This window comes from uncultured Ramlibacter sp., assembly GCF_936925435.1.
Classification (GTDB): domain Bacteria; phylum Pseudomonadota; class Gammaproteobacteria; order Burkholderiales; family Burkholderiaceae_C; genus Ramlibacter.
Genome location: NZ_CAKZHQ010000048.1, coordinates 147540 through 167696, shown reverse-complemented (window position 1 = coordinate 167696; position 20157 = coordinate 147540). Strand labels below are relative to the sequence as shown.

Genomic DNA, 20157 nt, shown 5'->3' with positions numbered 1-20157 from the left:
TCAGTCGTGGCGCAGCCGGGACAGGGCCGCGCTGGCCAGTTCGGCGATGCGCTCGAGGAAGTCCGTGCCCATGCCGGCCTGGAAGCGCTGCGGGTCGGGCGAGGCCAGCACCAGCATGCCGAAAGCCGGCGCCGGTGCCGCCCCCTCGGCAGCCGGCGGACCGTCGCGCAGCGGGATCAGGGCCAGCGACATGGCCATGGCCGTGTCGTCCAGCCAGTTGACGGCCTCGAAGCCGGAATTGACGCCGCAGTAGGGCTGGTTCAGGGACGAGGCGAAGGACTTGGCATCCTCGCTGACGCCCTCGCAGAAGACCTCGCCGCCGTAGCGGCCGTCCACGTCCCAGACCTTGATGGCCACCTGCGGCACCATGAACTGGCTGCGGATCTCGGTGGCGATGGTGGCCGGCAGGGCCTTGCCCGAGCGCACCAGCAGCAGGCTGCGGGCCCAGCGCTGCAGGCGGTCGGCAATGAGGACGTTCTCGTTGCCGTGGCGCACCATGTCCATCACACGGTGCTCCAGCACCTTGATCTTCTCGCGCAGCATCTCGGCCTGGCGCTCCTGCAGGCTGACGGCGCGATTGCCGTGCGGACTGGTCAGTTGCACCGCGGCCAGCAGCTGGGCGTGGCGCTCGAAGAAGTCGGGCGTGTTGGCCAGGTAGTTGGCGATGTCGTCTTCGGTGATGGGGTTCATGTTGTCGTTTTGCATGGTCAATCCGGTATGTCGATCTCGCCTTCGAACACGGTCACCGCGGGCCCGGTCATGAACACCGGCGCCCACTGGCCGCCCTGCTGCCCAGCCCATTCGATGGTCAGGACGCCGCCACGCGTGGCCACGTCCACCCTGCTATCGAGCCGTCCAAGGCGGATGCCGGCAACCACCGCGGCGCAGGCGCCCGTGCCGCAGGCCAGGGTCTCGCCGGCGCCGCGCTCCCAGACGCGAAGCTTCACATTGCCGCGGTCCAGGACCTGCAGGAAGCCAGCATTGACCCGGTTGGGAAAGCGCGGATGGTGCTCGATCCTCGGGCCCTGCAGCGCCACCGGCGCCGCCTCCACGTCCGCCACTTCCTGCACCGCGTGCGGGTTGCCCATGGACAGGACTGCTACAGAAATAATAGCGGAATCCGCATGCGTGTCGAGGGCCAGATGCCATTTCTCCCAGGCGCCGTCGGCTTGCGGCGACAGGCCGGCGGCGTCGAATGGAATGGACGGCAGGGCGAACACCGGCGGACCCATGTCCACCGTGACGCGGCCGTCGATCTGCAGGCGCGGCTGGATCACGCCCGACACGGTCTTGACCCGGACGCTGTCCAGACTGGTCAGGCCCTTGTCGCGCACGTAGCGGGCAAAGCAGCGCGCGCCGTTGCCGCACTGCTCGACCTCGCCGCCGTCGGCGTTGTGGATCACGTACTCGAAATCGATGCCCGCTTCCGGCGCCGGCCGCACGGTCAGGATCTGGTCGGCGCCGACGCCGAAGTGGCGGTCGGCCAGGAACTGGTACTGGCGGGCCGACAGGCCCAGCCGGCCGCGTGTCTCGTCGAGCACCACGAAGTCGTTGCCCGCGCCCTGCATCTTGGTGAACTGCACTCGCATCGCGCGATTATCGCCCCCGTGCCTGTGCGGCGGGTCCACTGATAATCAGCACCATGGTCCGTCCCAGTCAACTTCTCCATCCGCAACGCGAAGCGGCCGTGCCACGCCCTGCCGCCACCGTCCTGCTGCTGCGCGACAGCCCGCAAGGCCTGGAGCTGCTGATGACGCGGCGCTCGGCCACGGCCAGCTTCGCGCCCGGTGCCTATGTCTTTCCCGGCGGGGGCATCGATGCGGCCGACAGCCAAGCCCATGGCATCGCCGCCCGGCGCCCCGGCCAGAGCGAACTGCACCTGACGCAGGCCATCGCCGCCATCCGCGAAAGCTTCGAGGAGCTGGGCGTTCTGCTGGCCCGCCATGCCGATGGCCGCAGCGCCGATGCAGCCGACATCGCCGCCATCGACCGGCACCAGCCCTTCGCCGCGCAGTGCAGCGCGCGCGGCCTGACGCTGGCGGCCGACCAGGTCTTCGTGCTGGCGCACTGGCTCACCGACCGCGACCTGCCGCGCCGCTTCGACGTGCCCTTCCTGGTGGCCCGCATGCCCGACGGCCAGCAGCCGGTGGCCGATGAGGCCGAGCAGTTCGAGCCGGTGTGGGTGCGGCCGACCGACGCGCTGGAGCGCCACAAGGCCGGCAGCTTCTTCATGATCTTCCCGACCATCCGTACCCTGGAGCGGCTGGAAAAATTCACCACTGTGGACCAGGTGCTGGCGGCCTGCGCCGGCGAGCAGCCGCTGTGGACCAGTTGCCCGCGCGCCGGCTTCGTTGGCGGCGCGGAAGAACGCTACATGGAGCATGAGATGGCCTATGGCGAGCTGGCCATGGTCTGTCCCGATGGCCAGCTGCTGCACCACCTGGACTGGCGCAGCGACCAGCCTGTGGCCCTGCTCAAAAACGTGATGCGCCTGACGGCGCCCAACCCCGGCGTGATGACCGGGCCGGGCACCAACAGCTACATCGTCGGCGACCCGGCCACCGGCTACCTGGTGATCGACCCCGGGCCCAACGACCCCGAGCACGTGCAACGGCTCTGGCGCGCCACCAACGGCGACATCCGCATGATCGTGTGCACCCATTCGCATGCGGACCACTCGCCCGGCGCGCGTCCGCTGCAGCTGCTGTGCGCGGGCAAGCCGCCCATCCTGGGCCTGGCCTCGCTGCCGACGGCACGCCCGGCCAGCGCGTTCACACCCGATCGGACGCTATCAAATAGAGAGCATCTCGCGCTGTTGGGACGGGGGCTGGAGCACAGTTTGATGGTGATTCACACGCCGGGCCATGCCGCCAACCACCTGTGCCTGGTGCTGCTGGAAGACGGCCTGCTGTTCTCCGGCGATCACATCCTCAACGGCAGCACCACGGTGGTCGACCCGCCCGACGGCGACATGACGGACTACCTGGCTTCGCTGGACACGCTGGCCGCGGCCTGCGTCGAACACGCCATCGAATTCATCCTGCCCGCGCACGGCCATGTGCTGGGCTTCGCGTCGCAGGCCATCGCCCACCTCAAGGCGCACCGCCTCAAGCGCGAGGCCAAGGTGCTGGCCGCCATGCAGGCGCGGCCCCAGGGCAGCATGCAGGACTGGGTCGAGCTGGCCTACGACGACGTGCCGCCGCGCATGTGGACTATGGCCCAGCGCTCGCTGCTGGCCCATGTGCAGCGGCTGCAAGCCTTGCAAGGCAATCCATGAGCCCCGCCACCGAAGAAGGCCTGCGGCTGTCCAAGCAGGTCATGGCGCTGGCGGGCTGTTCGCGGCGCGAGGCCGAGCAGTACATCGAAGGCGGCTGGGTGCGGGTTGATGGCACGGTGGTCGAGGAGCCGCAGTTCCGGGTCAAGCTACTGCAGCAGGTGACGGTCGATCCGTCCGCCAGCCTGCTGGCCATGGCGCCGGTCACCCTGCTGCTGCACAAGCCCGCCGGCGCATCGGATGCCCAGGCGCTGCGCCTGCTGGTGCCGGCCAACCGCTCGGACCAGGACAACAGCGGCATCCGCACGGTCAAAAAGCACTTCAGCCACCTGGAGGCCCTTCTGCCCCTGCCGGCGCCGGCCAGCGGCCTGGCGGTGTTCAGCCAGGACCACCGCATCGTGCGCAAGCTCCATGAAGACGAGCGCACCCTCGAGCAGGAGCTGATCGCCGAAGTCAGCGGCACCATCGCCGACAACGGCCTGGCGCGGCTGGCCCGCGGCCTGGTCTTCGAAGGCCAGCCGCTGCCGCCGCTCAAGGTCAGCTGGCAGAACGAGACCCGGCTGCGCCTGGCGCTCAAGGGCGTGCCGCCCTGGCTGGCGCCGTGGATGGTCGAGCAGGTCGGCCTGCGCCTGAAGGCGCTCAAGCGCATCCGCATCGGCCGCGTGCCGATGGCGCAGCTGGTGCCCGGCCAGTGGCGCTACCTGCTGCCCGGCGAGCGCTTCTAGCCGTGCCAAAAGCCACTGCTACACTGGATCGCGCAGAGAGGGACAGCACCAGATGACGGAGTCAGACAGCACAGCGCTGCGCACTGCGAGCCGGCAACCCGGCCAGTCCGCGCACCGGGTCAACACCAGCGAACACCCTGGACACAGCATCGACCCCTATGGGCTGGAGTTCTCCGGCCGCGGCGGCGAGTTCGTCCGCGTCTGGATCGTCAATGTCCTGCTCACCGTGGTGACATTGGGCTTTTACACGCCGTTCGCGCGCCGCCGCACCGCGCAGTACTTCTACAGCCACACCCTGGTGGCGGACAGCCCGCTGGAGTTCACCGCGCACAAGCGCGGCATGGTGCTGGGCTTTCTGCTGATGGTGCTGGTCTACGCCACCTTCAAGCTGGCGGCCGACACCGGCCAGGACGCCGCCGTCTCGCTGCTGCTGCTGGCCGGCGCCGTGCTGGCGCCCTATCTGTGGGCCAGCGCCATGCGCTTCCGCCTGGCCTCGACGCGCTGGCGCGGCGTGCGCCTGCAGTTCAACGCCGGCTGGGGCGAGGTCTACAAGGCCAGCTGGCCGGTCTTTGCCATGGCCCTGGCCTGGATGGCGGTGGCGGCTAGCCTGGGCGCGCTGCCCAAGCCCCTCGCCCCCTGGGCCTTGCTGCTGCCGCTGGCGGCCCTGGTGGCCAGCCTGCTGTGCGTCATCCGCCTGGAGTTCAACTACAAGAGCCTGCTGGTCCTGCGCGCCCGCGTCGGCAGCCACCATGGGCGCTGGAAGCCGGTCTACAGCGATTTCCTGCGCATCTGGCTGGCGACCCTGGGCGTCTTCCTGGCCGGCGTGCTGCTGGTGGGCGCTCTGGTGGGCCTGGCCGTCGGCGGCTCGCTGTCCCTGCTCGATGGGATGCGCGGCAAGGGACTGGCGGCCATGCTGGCCATCGCGGCTGCGGTGGTCGGCGCCGTCCTCGGCCTGTTTTTCGTGTCCGCACCGGCCCGCGCCTACCGCGAGGCGCGCATGCACCAGCTGGTCTGGAACAACGTGGGCGTCAGCCACATCGCGCGCTTTCGCTGCGACCTGCGCGCCGGCGCCTATGTGTGGCTGCGCGTGAAGAACATGGTGCTGAGCCTGCTGACCCTGGGCTTTTACCGGCCCTTCGCCATGGTCAGCGAATACCGCATGAAGGTCGAGTCGGTCACGCTGCACGTCAAGGGTGGTGTCGACCAACTGGCCGGCCAGCTGGTCGAGCAGCAAGGCGGCTTTGGTGATGCCGTGGCCGACGCCGTGGGCCTGGGCCTTGTCGGCTGAAACCGGTGACACGCCGCTGCGCGGCCGCTGGTTCGACGGGCGCAGCAGCCAGCCGCAGGCCGTGCTGGCCAGCCTGCAGGCCGGGCCGCAGGGCCCCAGCCTGCGCCTGCAGCGCCTGGCGCAGCCCGAGGCCCCGCCCCTGGTCTTTTCCGGCCGGCAGCTGGCCTGGCCCGACACATGGAGCGCGCAGCGCGCGCCGCGCACCCTGGTGGTCGACCTGGGCGTGCAAGGCAGCCTGGAGATCGACGATGTGGCGCAATGGCAGGCGGCCTTCGCCGCCGCCGGCGCCCGCCCCTCGCTGGCCCAGCGCATGCAGACCCGCTGGACTGTCCTGCTGGCGGTGCTGGCCGTCGCCGCCCTCGCCCTGTGGGCCTTCTACCGCTGGGCCACGCCCTGGGCCGCCACCGAGCTGACGCGGCAGGTGCCGCTGGCCTGGGAGACCAGCCTGTCGCAGCGGGCGCTGAGCGACATGGACCAGGCCATGCTCCAACCAAGCAAGCTGGCGCCGGCGCGCCAGGCCGAACTGCGCCAGCGTTTCAGCGCCCTGGCCGGCCAGGTCGGGCCCGGCCTGCAGCGCTACCCCGGCTATTCGCCCCAGCTGAGCCTGGCCTTCCGCTCGGGCCTGGGCGCCAATGCCTTCGCCCTGCCCGGCGGTGCCATCGTCATGACCGATGGCCTGGTCGCAGCGGCGGCCAAGGCCGGCCTGGGTGACGAGGCGCTGGCCGGCGTGCTGGCCCATGAGATCGGCCACGTGGTGCACAGGCACACGACGCGACTGCTCGTCGAACAGGGCGTGCTCAATGTGGGACTGGGTCTGGCGCTGGGCGATGTCTCCAGCGTGCTGTCCATCGGCAGCTCGCTGCTGACCGGCCTGGCCTACCGGCGCGGCCACGAGACCGAGGCCGACTGCTTCGCCGTGGCGTTGATGCGCAGCACGGGCCAGCCGGTGGCGCCGATGGCCGACCTGCTGCTGGCGCTGGAAGCCGGCCGCGGCGCCGGCAAAGCTGGCCAGACAGGCCTGCTCGAAGGCCTGCTGGCCAGCCATCCGCAGACCGCGCAGCGCGCCTTGCAGCTGCGCCAGGGCAAGGCGCAGGGCTGCTGAAAAAAGTGTGAAGTCCGCCGGTAAGCCGGATTCTGTGCACTGCGGTTGCCCGCAGCGTGACCGCCATTCATCTGGGCCGGGGGTCACCCCACCGGCTCGGTGCTACCTACCCGCCAACGACCCGCGGACCACGGGTTAGGAACAGGTCGCCCTGCTCCCGTGTTGGCCTATTTGGTATTGCTGCGCGTAGAGATTGCCCGTTTCACCCGCAACGGTTGCCCGTTGCGACTCGTCTCTGTTGCTCTGATCCTCACCTCACGGTGGAGAGGTGTTACCTCCTACGCTGCCCTTTGCAGTCCGGACATTCCTCCAGTGCCAGGTTTCCCATATGGCACCAGCGGCGGTCTGGCGGACTTCACAAGGGTATTATCGGTGACCTTCGATCTGCTTGATCAACACAAGCCGTTGAACCCATGATCCGCGTATCCGAAATCAAGCTCACGCTGGCCCAGGCGGAGCAACCCACCCCCTTCCTGCACGCTGCCGTCGCCGGCATCCTTGGCCAGGCCGCGGGCCCCATCGCCGACGTGCAGGTCTTCAAGCGCAGCTTCGACGCCCGCAAGGCCGACCTGCTGGCGGTCTTCATCGTCGACGTGACCCTGGCCGACCCGGCGCAGGAAGCCGGCGTGCTGGCCAGGTTCGCGACCAACTCCCATGTCATCGCCACGCCCGACATGGACTGGCACCCGCCTGTCACCGTCCGTGAAGCGCCGGCCGTGCGGCCGGTGGTCATCGGCTTCGGCCCCTGCGGCATCTTCGCCGCCCTGGTGCTGGCCCAGATGGGCCTCAGGCCCATCGTGCTCGAGCGCGGCAAGCAGGTGCGCGAGCGCACCAAGGACACCTGGGGACTGTGGCGCAAGAACGTCCTCGACCCCGAAAGCAACGTGCAGTTCGGCGAGGGCGGCGCCGGCACCTTCTCCGACGGCAAGCTCTACAGCCAGATCAAGGACCCGCGCCACCTGGGCCGCAAGGTCATGGCCGAATTCGTCAAGGCCGGCGCGCCCGAAGAAATCCTCTACGCCGCCCATCCGCACATCGGCACCTTCAAGCTGGTCAAGGTGGTCGAGACCATGCGCGAGGAGATCATCGCCCTGGGCGGCGAGGTGCGCTTTGGCCAGCGCGTCACCGATTTCAGGATCGAGGACGGCCATCTGCGTGGCCTGACGGTGCTGGACCAGGCCAGCGGTGCCTCCAGCGAACTGCGCGCCGACCACGTGGTGCTGGCGCTGGGCCACAGCTCGCGCGACACCTTCGCCGTGCTGCACGAGCGCGGCGTCCACCTGGAAGCCAAGCCCTTTTCCATCGGCTTTCGCGTCGAGCACCCGCAGGGCCTGATCGACCGGGCCCGCTGGGGCCGCCATGCCGGCCACCCGCTGCTGGGGGCGGCCGACTACAAGCTGGTGCACCACGCCGGCAACGGCCGCTCGGTCTACAGCTTCTGCATGTGCCCGGGCGGCACCGTGGTGGCCGCCACCTCCGAGCCGGGCCGCGTCGTCACCAACGGCATGAGCCAGTACTCGCGCAACGAACGCAATGCCAATGCCGGCATGGTGGTGGGCATCAATCCCAGCGACTTCCCCGGCTGGGAGGCTGGTGCCGGCAGCCCGCTGGCCGGCGTCGAACTGCAGCGCCAGCTGGAATCCCATGCCTTTGTGCTGGGCGGCGGCAACTATGAGGCGCCGGGCCAGTTGGTGGGTGACTTCATCGCCGGCAAGCCTTCCACCCAGCTGGGCGAGGTCGAGCCCTCGTACAAGCCCGGCGTGCAGCTGGGTGACCTGCATGCCGCGCTGCCCTCCTATGCCATCGAAGCCCTGCGCGAGGCCTTGCCGGCCTTCGGCCGCAAGATCAAGGGCTTCGACCGCCATGACGCCGTGCTGACCGGCGTCGAAACCCGCACCTCCTCGCCGGTGAAAATCAACCGCGGCGAGGACTACCAGAGCCTGAACGTGCGCGGCCTGTACCCGGCCGGCGAAGGCGCCAGCTACGCCGGCGGCATCCTGTCGGCCGGCGTCGACGGCATCCGCGTGGGCGAAGCCGTCGCCCGCAGCCTGGTGGGCCACAATCCCTCTTCCCTGAACACCTGACCCGATGACCGATACCGCCACCCCCACTCCCGCCCAAGCCGCACCCTCCAGAGGCCGGCGCGCAGCGCCCCAGGCCGCGCAGCGCACGCGCAAGGTCCATCCCGTGCTGGAGCAGCTGTTCGCGCTCTACCCCAAGATGTTCGGCGCGCGCTTCCTGCCGCTCAAGCTGGGGGCCTACCAGGACCTGCTGGCCGCCCATCCCGAGGCCTTCAAGAAGGAAGACCTGAAGGTGGCGCTGGGCCTGCACGCGCGCTCGACCCGCTACCTTGAGGCCGTGGCCAGCGGCCTGCAGCGGCATGACCTGCAAGGCGAGCCGGTCGAACCGGTGTCACCCGAGCATGTGCACCACGCCATCCTGGAGGTCTTCAAGCGGCGCCAGGGCCGTGCGGCGCCGGATGCGCAGGCGCAGGCGATTGCCCGCATCGTGGCGGCAGTCGACAACAGCGGCCTGGGCCGCGAAGAGTACGCACTGCGCGTGCGCGGCCAGGACGAGGCCAATAACGCCTTGCTGGACGAGGCCCTGGCTGTGCTGGCACAGCGCGCCGCCAAGCGCGAGGCACTGCAGCGCGCCTTCCAGGCCAGCGGCCAGAGCGTCGAAGCCTTCGCCGAGATGTACGGCATGGATGTGGCCGAGGTCCAGCGCACGCTGGCCGACTGAGCCGGCGCCGGCCGGCAGGCCGCGCCCCATGGAAAAAGCCGCCCACGGGCGGCTTTTTTGTTGGCTGCAGGCGCTTTAAGCCGGCGCGCCCTGCAGGCGGGCGATGCGCTCCTCGATCGGCGGGTGGGTGGAGAACAGCTTGCCCACGCCCGAGGTGATGCCGAAAGCCTGGATGCTCTTGGGCAGCTCGCCCGGCACCATGCCGCCCAGGCGGGCCAGGGCATTGACCATGGGCTGGCGGCGGCCCATCAGGCTGGCCGCGCCGGCGTCGGCGCGGAACTCGCGCTGACGCGAGAACCAGGCCACGATGATGGCGGCCAGGAAGCCCAGCAGGATGTCCAGCACGATGGTCGTGACGTAGTAGCCGATGCCCGGGCCCGAGCGGTTCTCGCCCTTGGACAGGAAGCTGTCGACCGCGTAACCGACCACCCGCGACAGGAACACGACGAAGGTGTTCATCACGCCCTGGATCAAGGTCATGGTGACCATGTCGCCGTTGGCGATGTGGGCCACCTCGTGGCCGATCACGGCCTCGACCTCCTCGCGCGTCATGCCTTGCAGCAGGCCGGTGGACACGGCCACCAGGGAGCTGTTCTTGAAGGCGCCGGTGGCGAAGGCATTGGGCTCGCCCTCGAAGATGCCGACCTCGGGCATGCCGATGCCGGCCTTGTCGGCGAAGCGGCGCACCGTCTCGACGATCCAGGCTTCGTCGGCCGAGCCGCTGCCGTCGATGACCTTCACGCCAGCGCTCCACTTGGCCACCGGCTTGGAGATCAGCAGCGAGATGATGGCGCCGCCGAAACCCATGATGAGGGCAAAGCCAAGCAGGGCCGTGAGGTTCAGGCCATTGGCGGTGAGGAAGCGGTTGACGCCCAGCAGGCTGGCAACAACGCCCAGCACCAGCACCACGGCCAGGTTGGTCACGACGAACAGAAGAATGCGTTTCATTGGGTCTCCGTAGAGTGAATCAGGGCCACTCCGCGCGCAGATATGGCTGAGCCGGTGGAAATCAAGGGGTTTGCGCGCGCGCCATGTTGTTGTCGTTACTTCGGCGGCCTGCGTGAGCGGAATACAAGGGAGTCATCATAGAAGGAAAAGTTCTGGTTCTGCGGCCACCATCGCGGCAGGCCCAGCACCGGCAGCGGCATGAAGGGCTTGGCCGCCAGGGCCTGCGGCGTCAGTTCGCCAGCCAGCCAGGCATCGGCAATCTCCATGCGGTCCAGGGGGCATTGCGCGTTCCAGACATGGGCCGTCAGGGCCTTGCGCGGCGCCAGTAATTTTTCCAGCAGCGCGTGGCCTGTCACCAGCAAGCGCGCCTCATGCCACAGCGGCCGCAATGTGACGAACAGGCGCCGCCAGTCGCGCGCACGCAAGGCCTCCCACAAGGGCGGCGGCGCATCGAGCAGTGCGCCGTTCTCGTCGAACACGGTGATGGCGTCACGCACCGGCCCACGCGGCGCGCCCTCGCCCGCAACGGCGATCTGCGCCGCTTGCAGCCGGTTCATTTGCAGCTTGGCCTGGGGCAGGCCCAGCCAGCAGATTCCATTGAAAAAGTCGTGCCAGCCCCCGCGCACCGGACAGGAGTTGCTCTCAAAAATATAGCGCTCATAGGGCGTTGCGGCCGGCAGCGCGGCTTGCGGCACGAAGCGCAGCGGCGCGCCGTCAGCGGCGTTGAGGGCGTCGTGCAGGCCCTGGCCCGCCGCCACACGCTCGAGCACTGGCCCACCCGGCCCCTGCCAGGGCGCGAACCAGGGCCGCGACCAGTCGACGCCGCCGCGGCTCAGGACGTCCGGCGGCCCGTCCACTGCACGTGCTTGGGCGCGTCGTGCGGCAACAGCCGGAAGTCGTCGCCCGATTTGGCCAGCAGCGTGGCCAGGCGGCCACTCTTGCTCAGCACACCCTCGTCGCGTAGCTTCTTGACCACGTCGTTCATCGCCACCGGCTTGCCGGTGCGCAGCGCAGGCACGGTCAGCAAGATGGCCTCGGCTGCGGCGTTGGCGGGTGCGGCGGGCGCTGCCGCCTTGCGCGCCGGCGCGCGTCTGGCTGCCGGCGTGGCCTTGACGGACGCGGGAGCGGGCGCAGTAACTGGGGCAGGCGCCTCGGCCCGCCTCGGCGCGGCCCGCCGCGGCGCAACGTCCACGTACAACACCTCGTCGTAGCACAGGGCCAGAGCCTCGGCGTCGGACTTTTCGCGGCGGGCAAAGCACAGCACCCGCAGGCCGGCCTCGCGCAGCCGCAAGGCCAATGGCGCGAAGTCGGCATCGCTGGAGGCGATGGCCACGGTCGGTGCCAGCGAATCGTTGTACAGCAGGTCCATCGCGTCGACCACCAGGGCCACGTCGGTCGTGCCCTTGCCCTGGTTGATGAAGGAACGCACGGCGAAAGCCCGCAGCACATCCTTGATGCCGGCCAGCTTGTCCAGCCCGCCGTAGGCGCGCCGCACGCTCACCGTCAGTCCCATGGCTGCGAGCTGGCGGAATGCCTCCTCCATGTCGCTGGCGGAGGACAGGTTGTCGGCGTCGATCAGCAGGGCGACCTTGGCCATCACAGTTTCCTCCAGGCCAGCGGCTCGCCGCCGCCCAGCGGCTTGAGCTGCGCCTCGCCGTAGGCATAGCTCTCGGGCACGGTCCAGGCCTCGCGGCGCAGCGTGATGCTGTCCTGGTTGCGCGGCAGGCCGTGGAAGTCGGGGCCGTGGAAGCTGGCAAAGCCTTCGAGTTTGTCCATCGCGCCGGCGCTGTCGAACGCCTGTGCGTACAGCTCGATCGCGGCGTGCGCCGTGTAGCAGCCGGCGCAGCCCAGGGCGTGCTCCTTGAGGTGGGCGGCGTGGGGCGCGCTGTCGGTGCCCAGGAAGAACCTGTCGCTGCCGCTGGTGGCCGCCTGCAGCAGGGCCTGGCGGTGGGTCTCGCGCTTGAGCACCGGCAGGCAGTAGTAGTGCGGCCGGATGCCGCCGGTGAAGATGGCGTTGCGGTTGTACAGCAGATGGTGGGCGGTGATGGTGGCGGCCGTGGTGGCGCCGGCGCCGGCGACGTACTGCGCTGCCTCCCTGGTCGTGATGTGCTCCATCACGATCTTCAGGCCGGGGAAGTCCTTGCGCAGTGGAATCAGCTGCTGCTCGATGAACACCGCCTCGCGGTCGAACAGGTCGACCTCGGGCGAGGTGACCTCGCCGTGGACCAGCAGGGCCAGGCCCTCGCGCTGCATCGCTTCCAGCGTGGGATAGGTCTTGCGGATGTCGGTGACGCCGGCATCGCTGTTGGTGGTGGCGCCGGCCGGGTAGAGCTTGAGCGCCACCACGCCAGCCGCCTTGGCCCGCACGATCTCCTCGGGCGCCAGACGGTCGGTCAGGTACAGGGTCATCAGCGGCTCGAAGCGCGCCCCGGCCGGCACGGCAGCCTGGATGCGCTCACGGTAGGCCAGGGCCTGGGCCGCGCTGGTCACCGGCGGCTTGAGGTTGGGCATGATGATGGCGCGGCCAAATTGCGCCGCGGCGTGCGGCACCGTGGTCTTGAGCGCCTCGCCGTCGCGCACGTGCAGGTGCCAGTCGTCGGGACGGGTGATCGTGATTTCGGAGGTCATGCGCGTGATTGTCGCTGCATCCTTCCAGGGCAAGCGCGGATCCGGCTTTGCCGGCCCGCTGCTTGCGCCCCTCAGTGGGGGGAGGCGCCGCAGGCGCTTCGGGGGCGTCTTAATGCGCCAGGATCTTGCCCAGGAAGTCCTTGGTGCGGGCCTGGCGGTTCTCGGGGTGGCCGAAGAACTCTTCCTTTTCGCAGTCCTCGAGAATCCTGCCGCCAACGTCGATGAAGATCACGCGGTTGGCGACCTTGCGGGCGAAGCCCATCTCGTGCGTGACCACCATCATGGTCATGCCTTCCTTGGCCAGCGTGACCATCACGTCCAGCACCTCGCCCACCATCTCGGGGTCCAGCGCCGAGGTCGGCTCGTCGAACAGCATGACGATGGGGTCCATCGACAGGGCGCGGGCAATGGCCACGCGCTGCTGCTGGCCGCCCGAGAGCTGGCCGGGGAACTTGTCCTTGTGGGCCATCAGGCCGACGCGGTCGAGCATCTTCAGGCCGCGCGCCTTGGCCTCGTCGGCGCTGCGGCCCAGCACCTTGATCTGGGCGATGGTCAGGTTCTCGGTCACCGACAAGTGCGGGAACAGCTCGAAATGCTGGAACACCATGCCGACCTTGGCGCGCAGCTGCGGCAGGTTGGTTTTGGGGTCGTGCAGGCCGGTGCCGTTGACGTAGATCTCGCCCTTCTGGATCGGCTCCAGGCCGTTGACGGTCTTGATCAGGGTGGACTTGCCCGAACCCGAGGGACCGCAGACCACCACCACATCGCCCTTGTTGATGTTGACGGAGCAGTCACTGAGCACCTGCACGGGGCCGTACCACTTGGAAACGTTCTTGATTTCAATCATGACTAGGTGACTCCGTGCTTATCGGATGATGGCGATCTTCGCCTGCAGCTTCTTGACCAGCCATGACAGGCCGAAGCAGATGACGAAATAAAACACCGCGGCCAGGATGTAGGCCTCGCGCGGCTGGCTCAGGTTGGCGCCGGCAGTGGAAAAGCCGTGCAGCATGTCGTGCGCCGTGATGATGTAGACCAGCGAGGTGTCCTGGAACAGGATGATGGTCTGCGTCAGCAGGATGGGCAGCATGTTGCGAAAGGCCTGCGGCAGGATCACCAGCTTCATGTTCTGGCCGTAGCTCATGCCCAGCGCCTGACCGGCGTGGACCTGGCCGCGCGGGATCGACTGGATGCCCGCGCGCATGATCTCGCTGAAGTAGGCCGCCTCGAAGGCGATGAAGGTGACCACCGCCGACAGCTCCGCGCCGATGGGCCGGCCGATCAGCAGCGGCACCAGCAGGAAGAACCACAGCAGCACCATCAGCAGCGGGATGGAGCGCATGCCGTTGACGTAGATGGCCGCCGGCATGTCCAGGTACTTCTTGCCCGACAGGCGCATCAGCGCCAGGATCGTGCCGAAGAAGATGCCGCCGAGCGTGGCAACCGCCGTCAGGGCCAGCGAGAAGTACAGGCCCTTGAGGATGTAGCCCTGGAAGACGTCCCAGGTGAAGAAGGAGAAGTCCAGCATGTCAGTGGCCTCCCCCGCCGGTGCTCGCCACGAAGCCGGGCACGCGCACGCGCTTCTCGACGAAGGCCATGATGCGGTTGATCACCAGGGCCGAAATGATGTAGAGCAGCGTCACGCCCATGTAGATCTCGATGCCGCGCGAGGTTTCCTCACCGGCTTGCTGGGCAAAGAAGGTCAGTTCGGTGACGGACACAGCGAACGCCACCGACGAGTTCTTGAAGATGTTCATGCTCTCACTGGTCAGCGGCGGCACGATGATGCGAAACGCCATGGGCAGCAGCACATAGCGGTAGGTCTGGAAGGTTGTGAAACCCACGGCCATGGCGGCATAGCGCTGGCCGCGCGGCAGGGCCTGGACGCCGGCGCGCACCTGCTCGGCGATGCGCGCCGAGGTGAACAGGCCCAGGCCCACGACCACCAGCAGCAGCTTGGGCGTTTCGGCGAACAGGGGAAACACCACGGGCACCACGTGGTACCAGAGGAAGATCTGGACCAGCAGCGGGATGTTGCGGAAAAACTCGACCCAGGCGTTGGCCAGGCGAACCAGGACAGGGCTGTTGGGCAGCGTGCGCGCCGTGCCCACCAGCGAGCCGACGATCAGGGCCAGGACCAGCGACAGGCCGGCCACCATCAGGGTCTGGCCCCAGGCCTGGAACAGCCAGTCCAGGTAGGTCTGGACGTCACCCTTGCCGAAGCATCCCGGCTGGGGCTCCTTGTCGATCGTGTCCAGGCAGTACACGTTCCATTCCATGGCCATTTTTTTTCTTCCTTCTGCTAGCAAAACGCCCGCTGCACTCGGCGCAGCGGGCGGGAACGGGCAGCGTACCTGAATTTACTTGTTGTATTCCTCAGCCGGCAGGTCGGCCGGGGTCTTGACCAGGCCGGCCAGGATCTTGCCCATGGGCAGGTTGACGCTGGTGTTCTTCGGCGGGATCGGCTGGATGAACCACTTGGTGTACAGCAGGTTCAGCTCGCCGGCCTTCATGGCGCCGCGGATGTAGTCGTCCACGGCCTTCTTGAAGGTCGGGTCATCCTTGCGGACCATGATGGCGATGGGCTCGACGTTGAGCGTCTCGCCGACGATGGCGTAGTCCTTGGGCGACTTGGACGAGGCGATCAGGCCGGCCAGGATGTTGTCGTCCATGACGAAGGCGTCGGCGCGGCCGGATTCGAGCAGCAGGAAGCTGTCGGCGTGGTCCTTGCCGTAGACCTCCTTGAACTCGATGCCCTGGGCGCGCTTGTTCTTGCGCAGCAGCGCCACCGAGGTGGTGCCGGTGGTGGTGGCGATGGTCTTGCCCTTGAGGTCGGCAACCGACTTGATCTTGGACGAGGTCTTGATGGCGGTGCGCACTTCGGTGACGTAGGTCGTCAGCGCGAAGGAGACGTCCTTCTGGCGGGTGGCGTTGTTGGTGGTCGAGCCGCACTCGATGTCCACCGTGCCGTTTTGCACCAGGGGGATGCGGTTGGCCGACGTGACCGGGGTGTAGTCGATCTGCACGCCGGGCAGCACAGCCTTCAGGATGCGCTGGCACAGCTCGACGTGGTAGCCGGTGTAGCGGCCGTCGCCCAGGGTGTAGGACAGCGGGGCCGACGACTCGCGCACGCCCATCACCACCTTGCCGGCGGCCTTGGCCTTGGCAATGGTGTCGTTCGCCTGGGCGAATGCGGCGCTCGTGGCCAGCGACGCAATGGCGATCGCAAACAGATGTTTCTTCATGCAAATATCTCCTGGTGAAGCGTTAATAGGTGTTCAGAAAACGAAATTCTAAGGACTCGGGCCGACGGGATTACCCTGAATCCCCTCTCGTGCCCAAACAGGGGGCATGATAAGCAGGCTTCGTGCCCGCTCGTGGGTCAGCTCTCGCGGCGCAAGGGCTCCGTCAGCTTTTCCGGCACCAGCAGGGCGTCGATCTGCTCACGCGTCAGGATGCCCAGCGACTGCGCCACCTCGTCGATCGGGGCGCCGGTGGCAATCGCCGTCTTGGCGATCAGGGCGGCCTTTTCGTAGCCGATGATGGGGTTCAGGGCCGTGACCAGGGTGACCGATTCGCGCACCCGGCGCGCCAGCAGGGCGTGGTTGGCCTCGATGCCGGCCACGCAATTGGTCTGCAGGGTCCGGCAGGCGCTGGACAGGTGGGTGATGCTCTTGAACAGGCTCCAGCCCATGATGGGCTCGAAGGCGTTGAGTTGCAGCTGGCCGGCCTCCGAGGCCATCGTCACGGTGATGTCGTTGCCGATCACCTCGAAAGCGACCTGGTTCATCACCTCCGGGATCACCGGGTTGACCTTGCCCGGCATGATGGACGAGCCGGCCTGGCGCGGTGGCAGCTTGATGTCGCCAAAGCCCGCCTGCGGGCCGCTGGACAGCAGGCGCAGGTCATTGCAGGTCTTGGACAGCTTGGTCGCAACCCGCTTGAGCACGCCCGAGAGCTGGACGAAGGCGCCGGTGTCCTGGGTGGCTTCCACCAGGTTCTTGGCCTTGACGACCGGGATGCCGCTTTCTTCGGCCAGGAACTTGCAGGCCAGGTCGGCATAGCCATAGGGCGCGTTGATGCCGGTGCCGATCGCCGTCGCGCCCAGATTCACCTCCTGGATCAGGGCGCGGGCCTCGCGCAGGCGGGCCTCGTCCTCCTCGATCATCACGGCGTAGGTGGAAAACTCCTGGCCCAGCGTCATGGGCACGGCGTCCTGCAACTGGGTGCGGCCGATCTTGAGCACAGCCTTGAACTCGTCGGCCTTGGCCTCGAAGCCGCGGCGCAGGATGGCCATGGATTCCAGCAGGCCGTCGATGCCCAGCCACAGGGCCAGCCGCACCGCCGTGGGATAGACGTCGTTGGTGCTTTGCGAGGCGTTGACGTGGTCGTTGGGATGGAGCAGGTCGTAGCGGCCCTTCTCGAAGCCCAGCTGCTCCAGAGCCAGGTTGGCGATCACCTCGTTGGCGTTCATGTTGGTCGAGGTGCCGGCGCCGCCCTGGATGACGTCGACCACGAACTCGCCGTGGTGCTCGCCTGCCACCAGCTGGTCACAGGCCGCCATGATGGCCTGGGCCAGCTTGGGGTCCAGTGCATCGAGGTCGACATTGGCGCGCGCCGCCGCCTTCTTGACGAAGCCGAAGGCCCGGATCAGGTCTGGCATGGCCGAGATCGCCGTGCCCGAGATCGGGAAGTTCTCCACCGCGCGGGCCGTGTGCACACCCCAGTAGGCATGACCGGGAATCTGCTTTTCACCAAGGAAATCGTGCTCGACGCGAAATGGGGTGGGCATTGGAAGGGTCTGTTTTTGCAATGGCGCGAACTGTAGGGTTGACCGCAGCCTAGCGCCAATGCTGTTTGCGCGGTGCGTTATGCAAAAAATTTATAGCGCGTGCCACGCCCTAGGCGGCATCGCCCGAGGCGGTCAGATAGGCCCACAGCGCCTGGGCCGCGCCCTTGGGCGCCTCCTTGCCCAGCGGCTTTTCCCGGTAGGCGCGCACGTCCATGGTCATCTCCAGGCTGCCCATGCCAGCAGGTGTGGCAGCGACCAGCTTGCGTCCGCGCAACTCCTTCTTGACCGCGCTGTGCGGCAGGAAGGCGATGCCGTGGCCTTCCAGCGCCATCACCTTCAGGCCCTCGGCCATGTCGGTTTCATAGACCCGGTCCAGGTGGATGGCCGTGCCCGACTGCTTGAGGATCAGGTCGGTCACGCGGCCCAGGTAGGCACCCGGCGCGTAACCCAGGTAGGGCAGCGGCTGGCCGGCGCGGCCGGGCAGCTTGAACAGCGGCTCGCCCTGGGCGTCGCTCTTGCAGTACGGCGCCAGCACCTCCTGGCCCAGCGTGACCATCTCGTAGCGGTCGCCATCGAGCTGCAGCGGCTGGGATGCGTGGTGGTAGCCGATGAAGATGTCGCAACCCCCTTCCACCAGGCGCAGCACGGCATCGTGGACGTTGAGCGCGATCAGCCGGCTCTTGATCGGGCCGAACTTCTCGCGCAGGCTGGAGACCCAGGCCGGGAAGAAGGTGAAGGCCAGGGTGTGGGGCACGGCGAACTCGATCACGTCCTGCGCGGCGGCCGAGTGGCCACGCAGCATGGCCCGCGTGCTTTGCAGCGCCTGCAGCATCTCCAGCGACTGCGCGTGCAGCGTCTCGCCGGCCGGCGTCAGGCGGGTGGGGTAGGAACTGCGGTCGACCAGGTCGGTGCCGGCCCAGGCTTCCAGCGCCTGGATGCGCCGCGAGAAGGCCGGCTGCGTCACGTGGCGCAGCTGGGCGGAGCGGCTGAAGCTGCGGGTTTCCGCCAGGCTCACGAAATCTTCCAGCCATTTGGTTTCCATGGCCGATTATTGCGGAGGCTGGCCGGCCCGGCCTTCAGCGCTTGCAGGCGGCGCGCGAGCGGGCCGGCAGCAGCAGCACCAGCAGGCCGAGCAACAGGCCCAGCTGCACCAGCATGCTGGGCGCCGTCAGCCGGGCCCAGTTGAAATGCGAAGCCAGTGCCAGCCCCAGGCGCACCAGCTGCACCAGGGCGGCTGCCACGCCGAGCCACCAGGCCCAGGCGAAACGCTGCCACAGGCCCCAGCCAATGACCAGGCCGAAGGCCACCAGCAGCCAGGTCAGCGGCTGCGTCAGGCTCACGCGCAGGCTGAGAGAGCGGCCGCCCAAACCGGCATCGAGCAAGGGCCCGCCCAGCACCAGCAGGGCATAGGCAAAGGCAAAGAGGGCGGCGAGACGGACACAGAAGACGGGCATGGGACGGGGTCAGGAAGAGAAATGGCCGCCATTCTCGCGCAGGCCGCTGGCGTCCTGTCCCACTGATCCGGCGGCGCTCGCCTGTAGGCGCCCGCGGGTAGGTCAAACTATCGCCAAGCAAGCAATCTGGCCCGGTACACGGGCCGAACCCGCCCCATGGCCACGCTGAACATCCACGCCCGCTCGCTCGCCTACTTCGACATGATCCGCCGCTGCGGCTCCATCCGTGAGGCCGCGCGCAGGCTTCACGTCGCCTCGTCGGCAGTCAACCGCCAATTGCTGCAACTCGAGGTCGAAATCGGTTCGCCGCTTTTCGAGCGTATGTCCACCGGCCTGAAGCTCACGCCGGCCGGCGAGGTTTTTTCCTTGCACGTGATCACCGTCCTCCAGGACGAGAAGCGCATGGCCAGCGAGCTGGACATGCTGCGCGGCATTCGCCGCGGATCGATCAGCGTGGTGTCGGTCGAAGGCCTCAATGCGGATTTGTTACCGACCTGCCTGGAGCGCATGGTGACGCGCTACCCGATGATCCGGATCCAGGTCAGCTCCGCCGGTTCGGCCCAGACGGCAGCTGCCGTAGCCGGCGGCGACGCCGATGTGGCCATCGGCTTTGCGATCGAGCGCAACGAGGCGCTGCGCCAGTGCGCGGTCGGCCGCTTCGGACTGGGCGCGGTCGTCCGTGCGGACCACCCCCTGGCACAACAGCCGCAAGTGAGCTTTGCCGACTGCGCCCGCTATCCGCTGATTCTGCCCGCGCCCCAGTTGTCGATCCATTCGGTGCTCAAGCCGCTGCTGGCGCACCACAAGCGCGCGCTCACCGTGTTCCTGGAAACCGCTTCGGTGGAACTGGCCAAGAGCATGGTGGGGCGCGGCGTGGGCATCGCGTTCCAGTCCCGGCTCGGCCTGGAACGCGAGATTGCCGAGGGCCACCTGGTCCATGTGCCGCTGAAGGCGCAGATCCGGCTCACCACGGAACTGGGCGTCTACGTCCGGGCCGGCCGCACCTTGCCCCCAGCCGTCGATGCCTTCATCCAGGTCGTCGCCGAGGAAATCGAGCGGCGCGAGGCCGAGGAACCCGCCAGCGCCACCTGAAGCGCCGGCCGGGGTGCTGCTGCCGTTTCGGCATCACCCCGAGCCAAACTCTCTGCTATCGCGAGCGCGTTGCGGTCCCTAGACTGGGTCCCCATCAAGCACTCGACGACGA

The 20157-nt window shown here is 68.1% G+C and carries 20 protein-coding genes and 1 other RNA gene; 7 read left to right on the top strand and 14 right to left on the bottom strand.

The genetic code is table 11. The annotated features are described in order from the left end of the window. Entirely contained in the window at window positions 1-705 is a 705-nt protein-coding gene (locus Q0632_RS19440) for a DUF484 family protein (RefSeq protein ID WP_298933279.1), read from the bottom strand. A gap of 2 nt (window positions 706-707) precedes the next feature. Continuing rightward, window positions 708-1589 carry a diaminopimelate epimerase gene (dapF, locus tag Q0632_RS19435; RefSeq protein WP_298933276.1) on the bottom strand — a complete coding sequence of 294 codons (882 nt, stop codon included), beginning with the start codon at window positions 1587-1589 and terminating at the stop codon, window positions 708-710. A gap of 53 nt (window positions 1590-1642) precedes the next feature. On the opposite strand from dapF, the gene Q0632_RS19430 reads away from it, so the two are divergent. Genes Q0632_RS19430 through Q0632_RS19415 form a run of 4 tightly spaced genes read left to right on the top strand, consistent with a single transcriptional unit; the run spans window position 1643 to window position 6389 of the window. Then, window positions 1643-3277, top strand: a complete 1635-nt coding sequence (locus Q0632_RS19430; RefSeq protein WP_298933274.1) for an MBL fold metallo-hydrolase — start codon at window positions 1643-1645, stop codon at window positions 3275-3277. Next, window positions 3274-3999, top strand: a complete 726-nt coding sequence (locus Q0632_RS19425) for an RNA pseudouridine synthase (protein ID WP_298933271.1) — start codon at window positions 3274-3276, stop codon at window positions 3997-3999. The genes Q0632_RS19430 and Q0632_RS19425 overlap by 4 nt, the downstream gene beginning before the upstream one ends. Before the next feature lie 52 nt (window positions 4000-4051). Beyond that, window positions 4052-5287 carry a YjgN family protein gene (locus Q0632_RS19420; protein ID WP_298933268.1) on the top strand — a complete coding sequence of 412 codons (1236 nt, stop codon included), beginning with the start codon at window positions 4052-4054 and terminating at the stop codon, window positions 5285-5287. Further along, on the top strand, window positions 5277-6389 hold the full coding sequence (locus Q0632_RS19415; RefSeq protein WP_298933267.1) for a M48 family metallopeptidase: 1113 nt from the start codon (window positions 5277-5279) through the stop codon (window positions 6387-6389). The genes Q0632_RS19420 and Q0632_RS19415 overlap by 11 nt, the downstream gene beginning before the upstream one ends. A 5-nt stretch (window positions 6390-6394) precedes the next feature. On the opposite strand, the gene rnpB is transcribed toward Q0632_RS19415, so the two are convergent. Continuing rightward, window positions 6395-6746: RNase P RNA component class A (gene rnpB, locus Q0632_RS19410), an RNA gene on the bottom strand. Between the two features lie 56 nt (window positions 6747-6802). Here rnpB and Q0632_RS19405 point away from each other — a divergent pair. Both Q0632_RS19405 and Q0632_RS19400 read left to right on the top strand, forming a co-directional pair. Further along, window positions 6803-8473, top strand: a complete 1671-nt coding sequence (locus Q0632_RS19405; protein WP_298933265.1) for an NAD(P)/FAD-dependent oxidoreductase — start codon at window positions 6803-6805, stop codon at window positions 8471-8473. A 4-nt stretch (window positions 8474-8477) separates the two neighbouring features. Continuing rightward, a complete protein-coding gene (locus tag Q0632_RS19400; RefSeq protein ID WP_298933263.1) occupies window positions 8478-9131 on the top strand; it encodes a ProQ/FINO family protein in 654 nt (217 codons plus the stop codon). 75 nt (window positions 9132-9206) lie between these two features. Here the strand turns inward: Q0632_RS19400 and htpX are convergent, their stop codons facing one another. The 11 genes from htpX to Q0632_RS19345 all read right to left on the bottom strand — a co-directional run bounded on the left by htpX (window position 9207) and on the right by Q0632_RS19345 (window position 18953). After that, entirely contained in the window at window positions 9207-10079 is an 873-nt protein-coding gene (gene htpX / locus Q0632_RS19395; RefSeq protein WP_298933261.1) for a protease HtpX, read from the bottom strand. Window positions 10080-10174: 95 nt separating this feature from the next. Beyond that, window positions 10175-10936: a DUF3025 domain-containing protein gene (locus Q0632_RS19390; RefSeq protein WP_298933259.1), complete on the bottom strand. Its 762-nt coding sequence runs from the start codon at window positions 10934-10936 to the stop codon at window positions 10175-10177. Continuing rightward, a complete protein-coding gene (locus Q0632_RS19385) occupies window positions 10912-11676 on the bottom strand; it encodes an NYN domain-containing protein (RefSeq protein ID WP_298933257.1) in 765 nt (254 codons plus the stop codon). The genes Q0632_RS19390 and Q0632_RS19385 overlap by 25 nt, the downstream gene beginning before the upstream one ends. Further along, window positions 11676-12707 (bottom strand): dihydroorotase, encoded by a 1032-nt coding sequence (gene pyrC / locus Q0632_RS19380; RefSeq protein WP_298933255.1) that lies wholly within the window; start codon window positions 12705-12707, stop codon window positions 11676-11678. Before pyrC ends, Q0632_RS19385 begins: the two co-directional genes overlap by 1 nt. A 109-nt stretch (window positions 12708-12816) precedes the next feature. Then, window positions 12817-13554 (bottom strand): amino acid ABC transporter ATP-binding protein, encoded by a 738-nt coding sequence (locus Q0632_RS19375; protein ID WP_298933253.1) that lies wholly within the window; start codon window positions 13552-13554, stop codon window positions 12817-12819. 18 nt (window positions 13555-13572) lie between these two features. After that, window positions 13573-14235, bottom strand: coding sequence for an amino acid ABC transporter permease (locus Q0632_RS19370; protein WP_298933251.1), 663 nt, complete (start codon window positions 14233-14235; stop codon window positions 13573-13575). Window position 14236: 1 nt separating this feature from the next. Beyond that, window positions 14237-14992, bottom strand: a complete 756-nt coding sequence (locus Q0632_RS19365) for an amino acid ABC transporter permease (RefSeq protein ID WP_298933249.1) — start codon at window positions 14990-14992, stop codon at window positions 14237-14239. A gap of 75 nt (window positions 14993-15067) precedes the next feature. Next, window positions 15068-15952, bottom strand: coding sequence for an amino acid ABC transporter substrate-binding protein (locus Q0632_RS19360; protein WP_298933247.1), 885 nt, complete (start codon window positions 15950-15952; stop codon window positions 15068-15070). Between the two features lie 137 nt (window positions 15953-16089). After that, on the bottom strand, window positions 16090-17499 hold the full coding sequence (locus Q0632_RS19355; RefSeq protein WP_298933245.1) for an aspartate ammonia-lyase: 1410 nt from the start codon (window positions 17497-17499) through the stop codon (window positions 16090-16092). 109 nt (window positions 17500-17608) lie between these two features. Next, the gene (locus tag Q0632_RS19350; protein WP_298933243.1) at window positions 17609-18541 is read right to left on the bottom strand and encodes a LysR family transcriptional regulator; all 933 of its coding nucleotides are present in this window, start codon (window positions 18539-18541) and stop codon (window positions 17609-17611) included. A gap of 34 nt (window positions 18542-18575) precedes the next feature. After that, complete coding sequence (locus Q0632_RS19345) at window positions 18576-18953, bottom strand: hypothetical protein (RefSeq protein WP_298933241.1); 378 nt, start codon at window positions 18951-18953, stop codon at window positions 18576-18578. Between the two features lie 156 nt (window positions 18954-19109). On the opposite strand from Q0632_RS19345, the gene Q0632_RS19340 reads away from it, so the two are divergent. Then, window positions 19110-20045, top strand: coding sequence for a LysR family transcriptional regulator (locus Q0632_RS19340; protein WP_298933239.1), 936 nt, complete (start codon window positions 19110-19112; stop codon window positions 20043-20045). The last annotated feature ends 112 nt before the right edge of the window (window positions 20046-20157 follow it).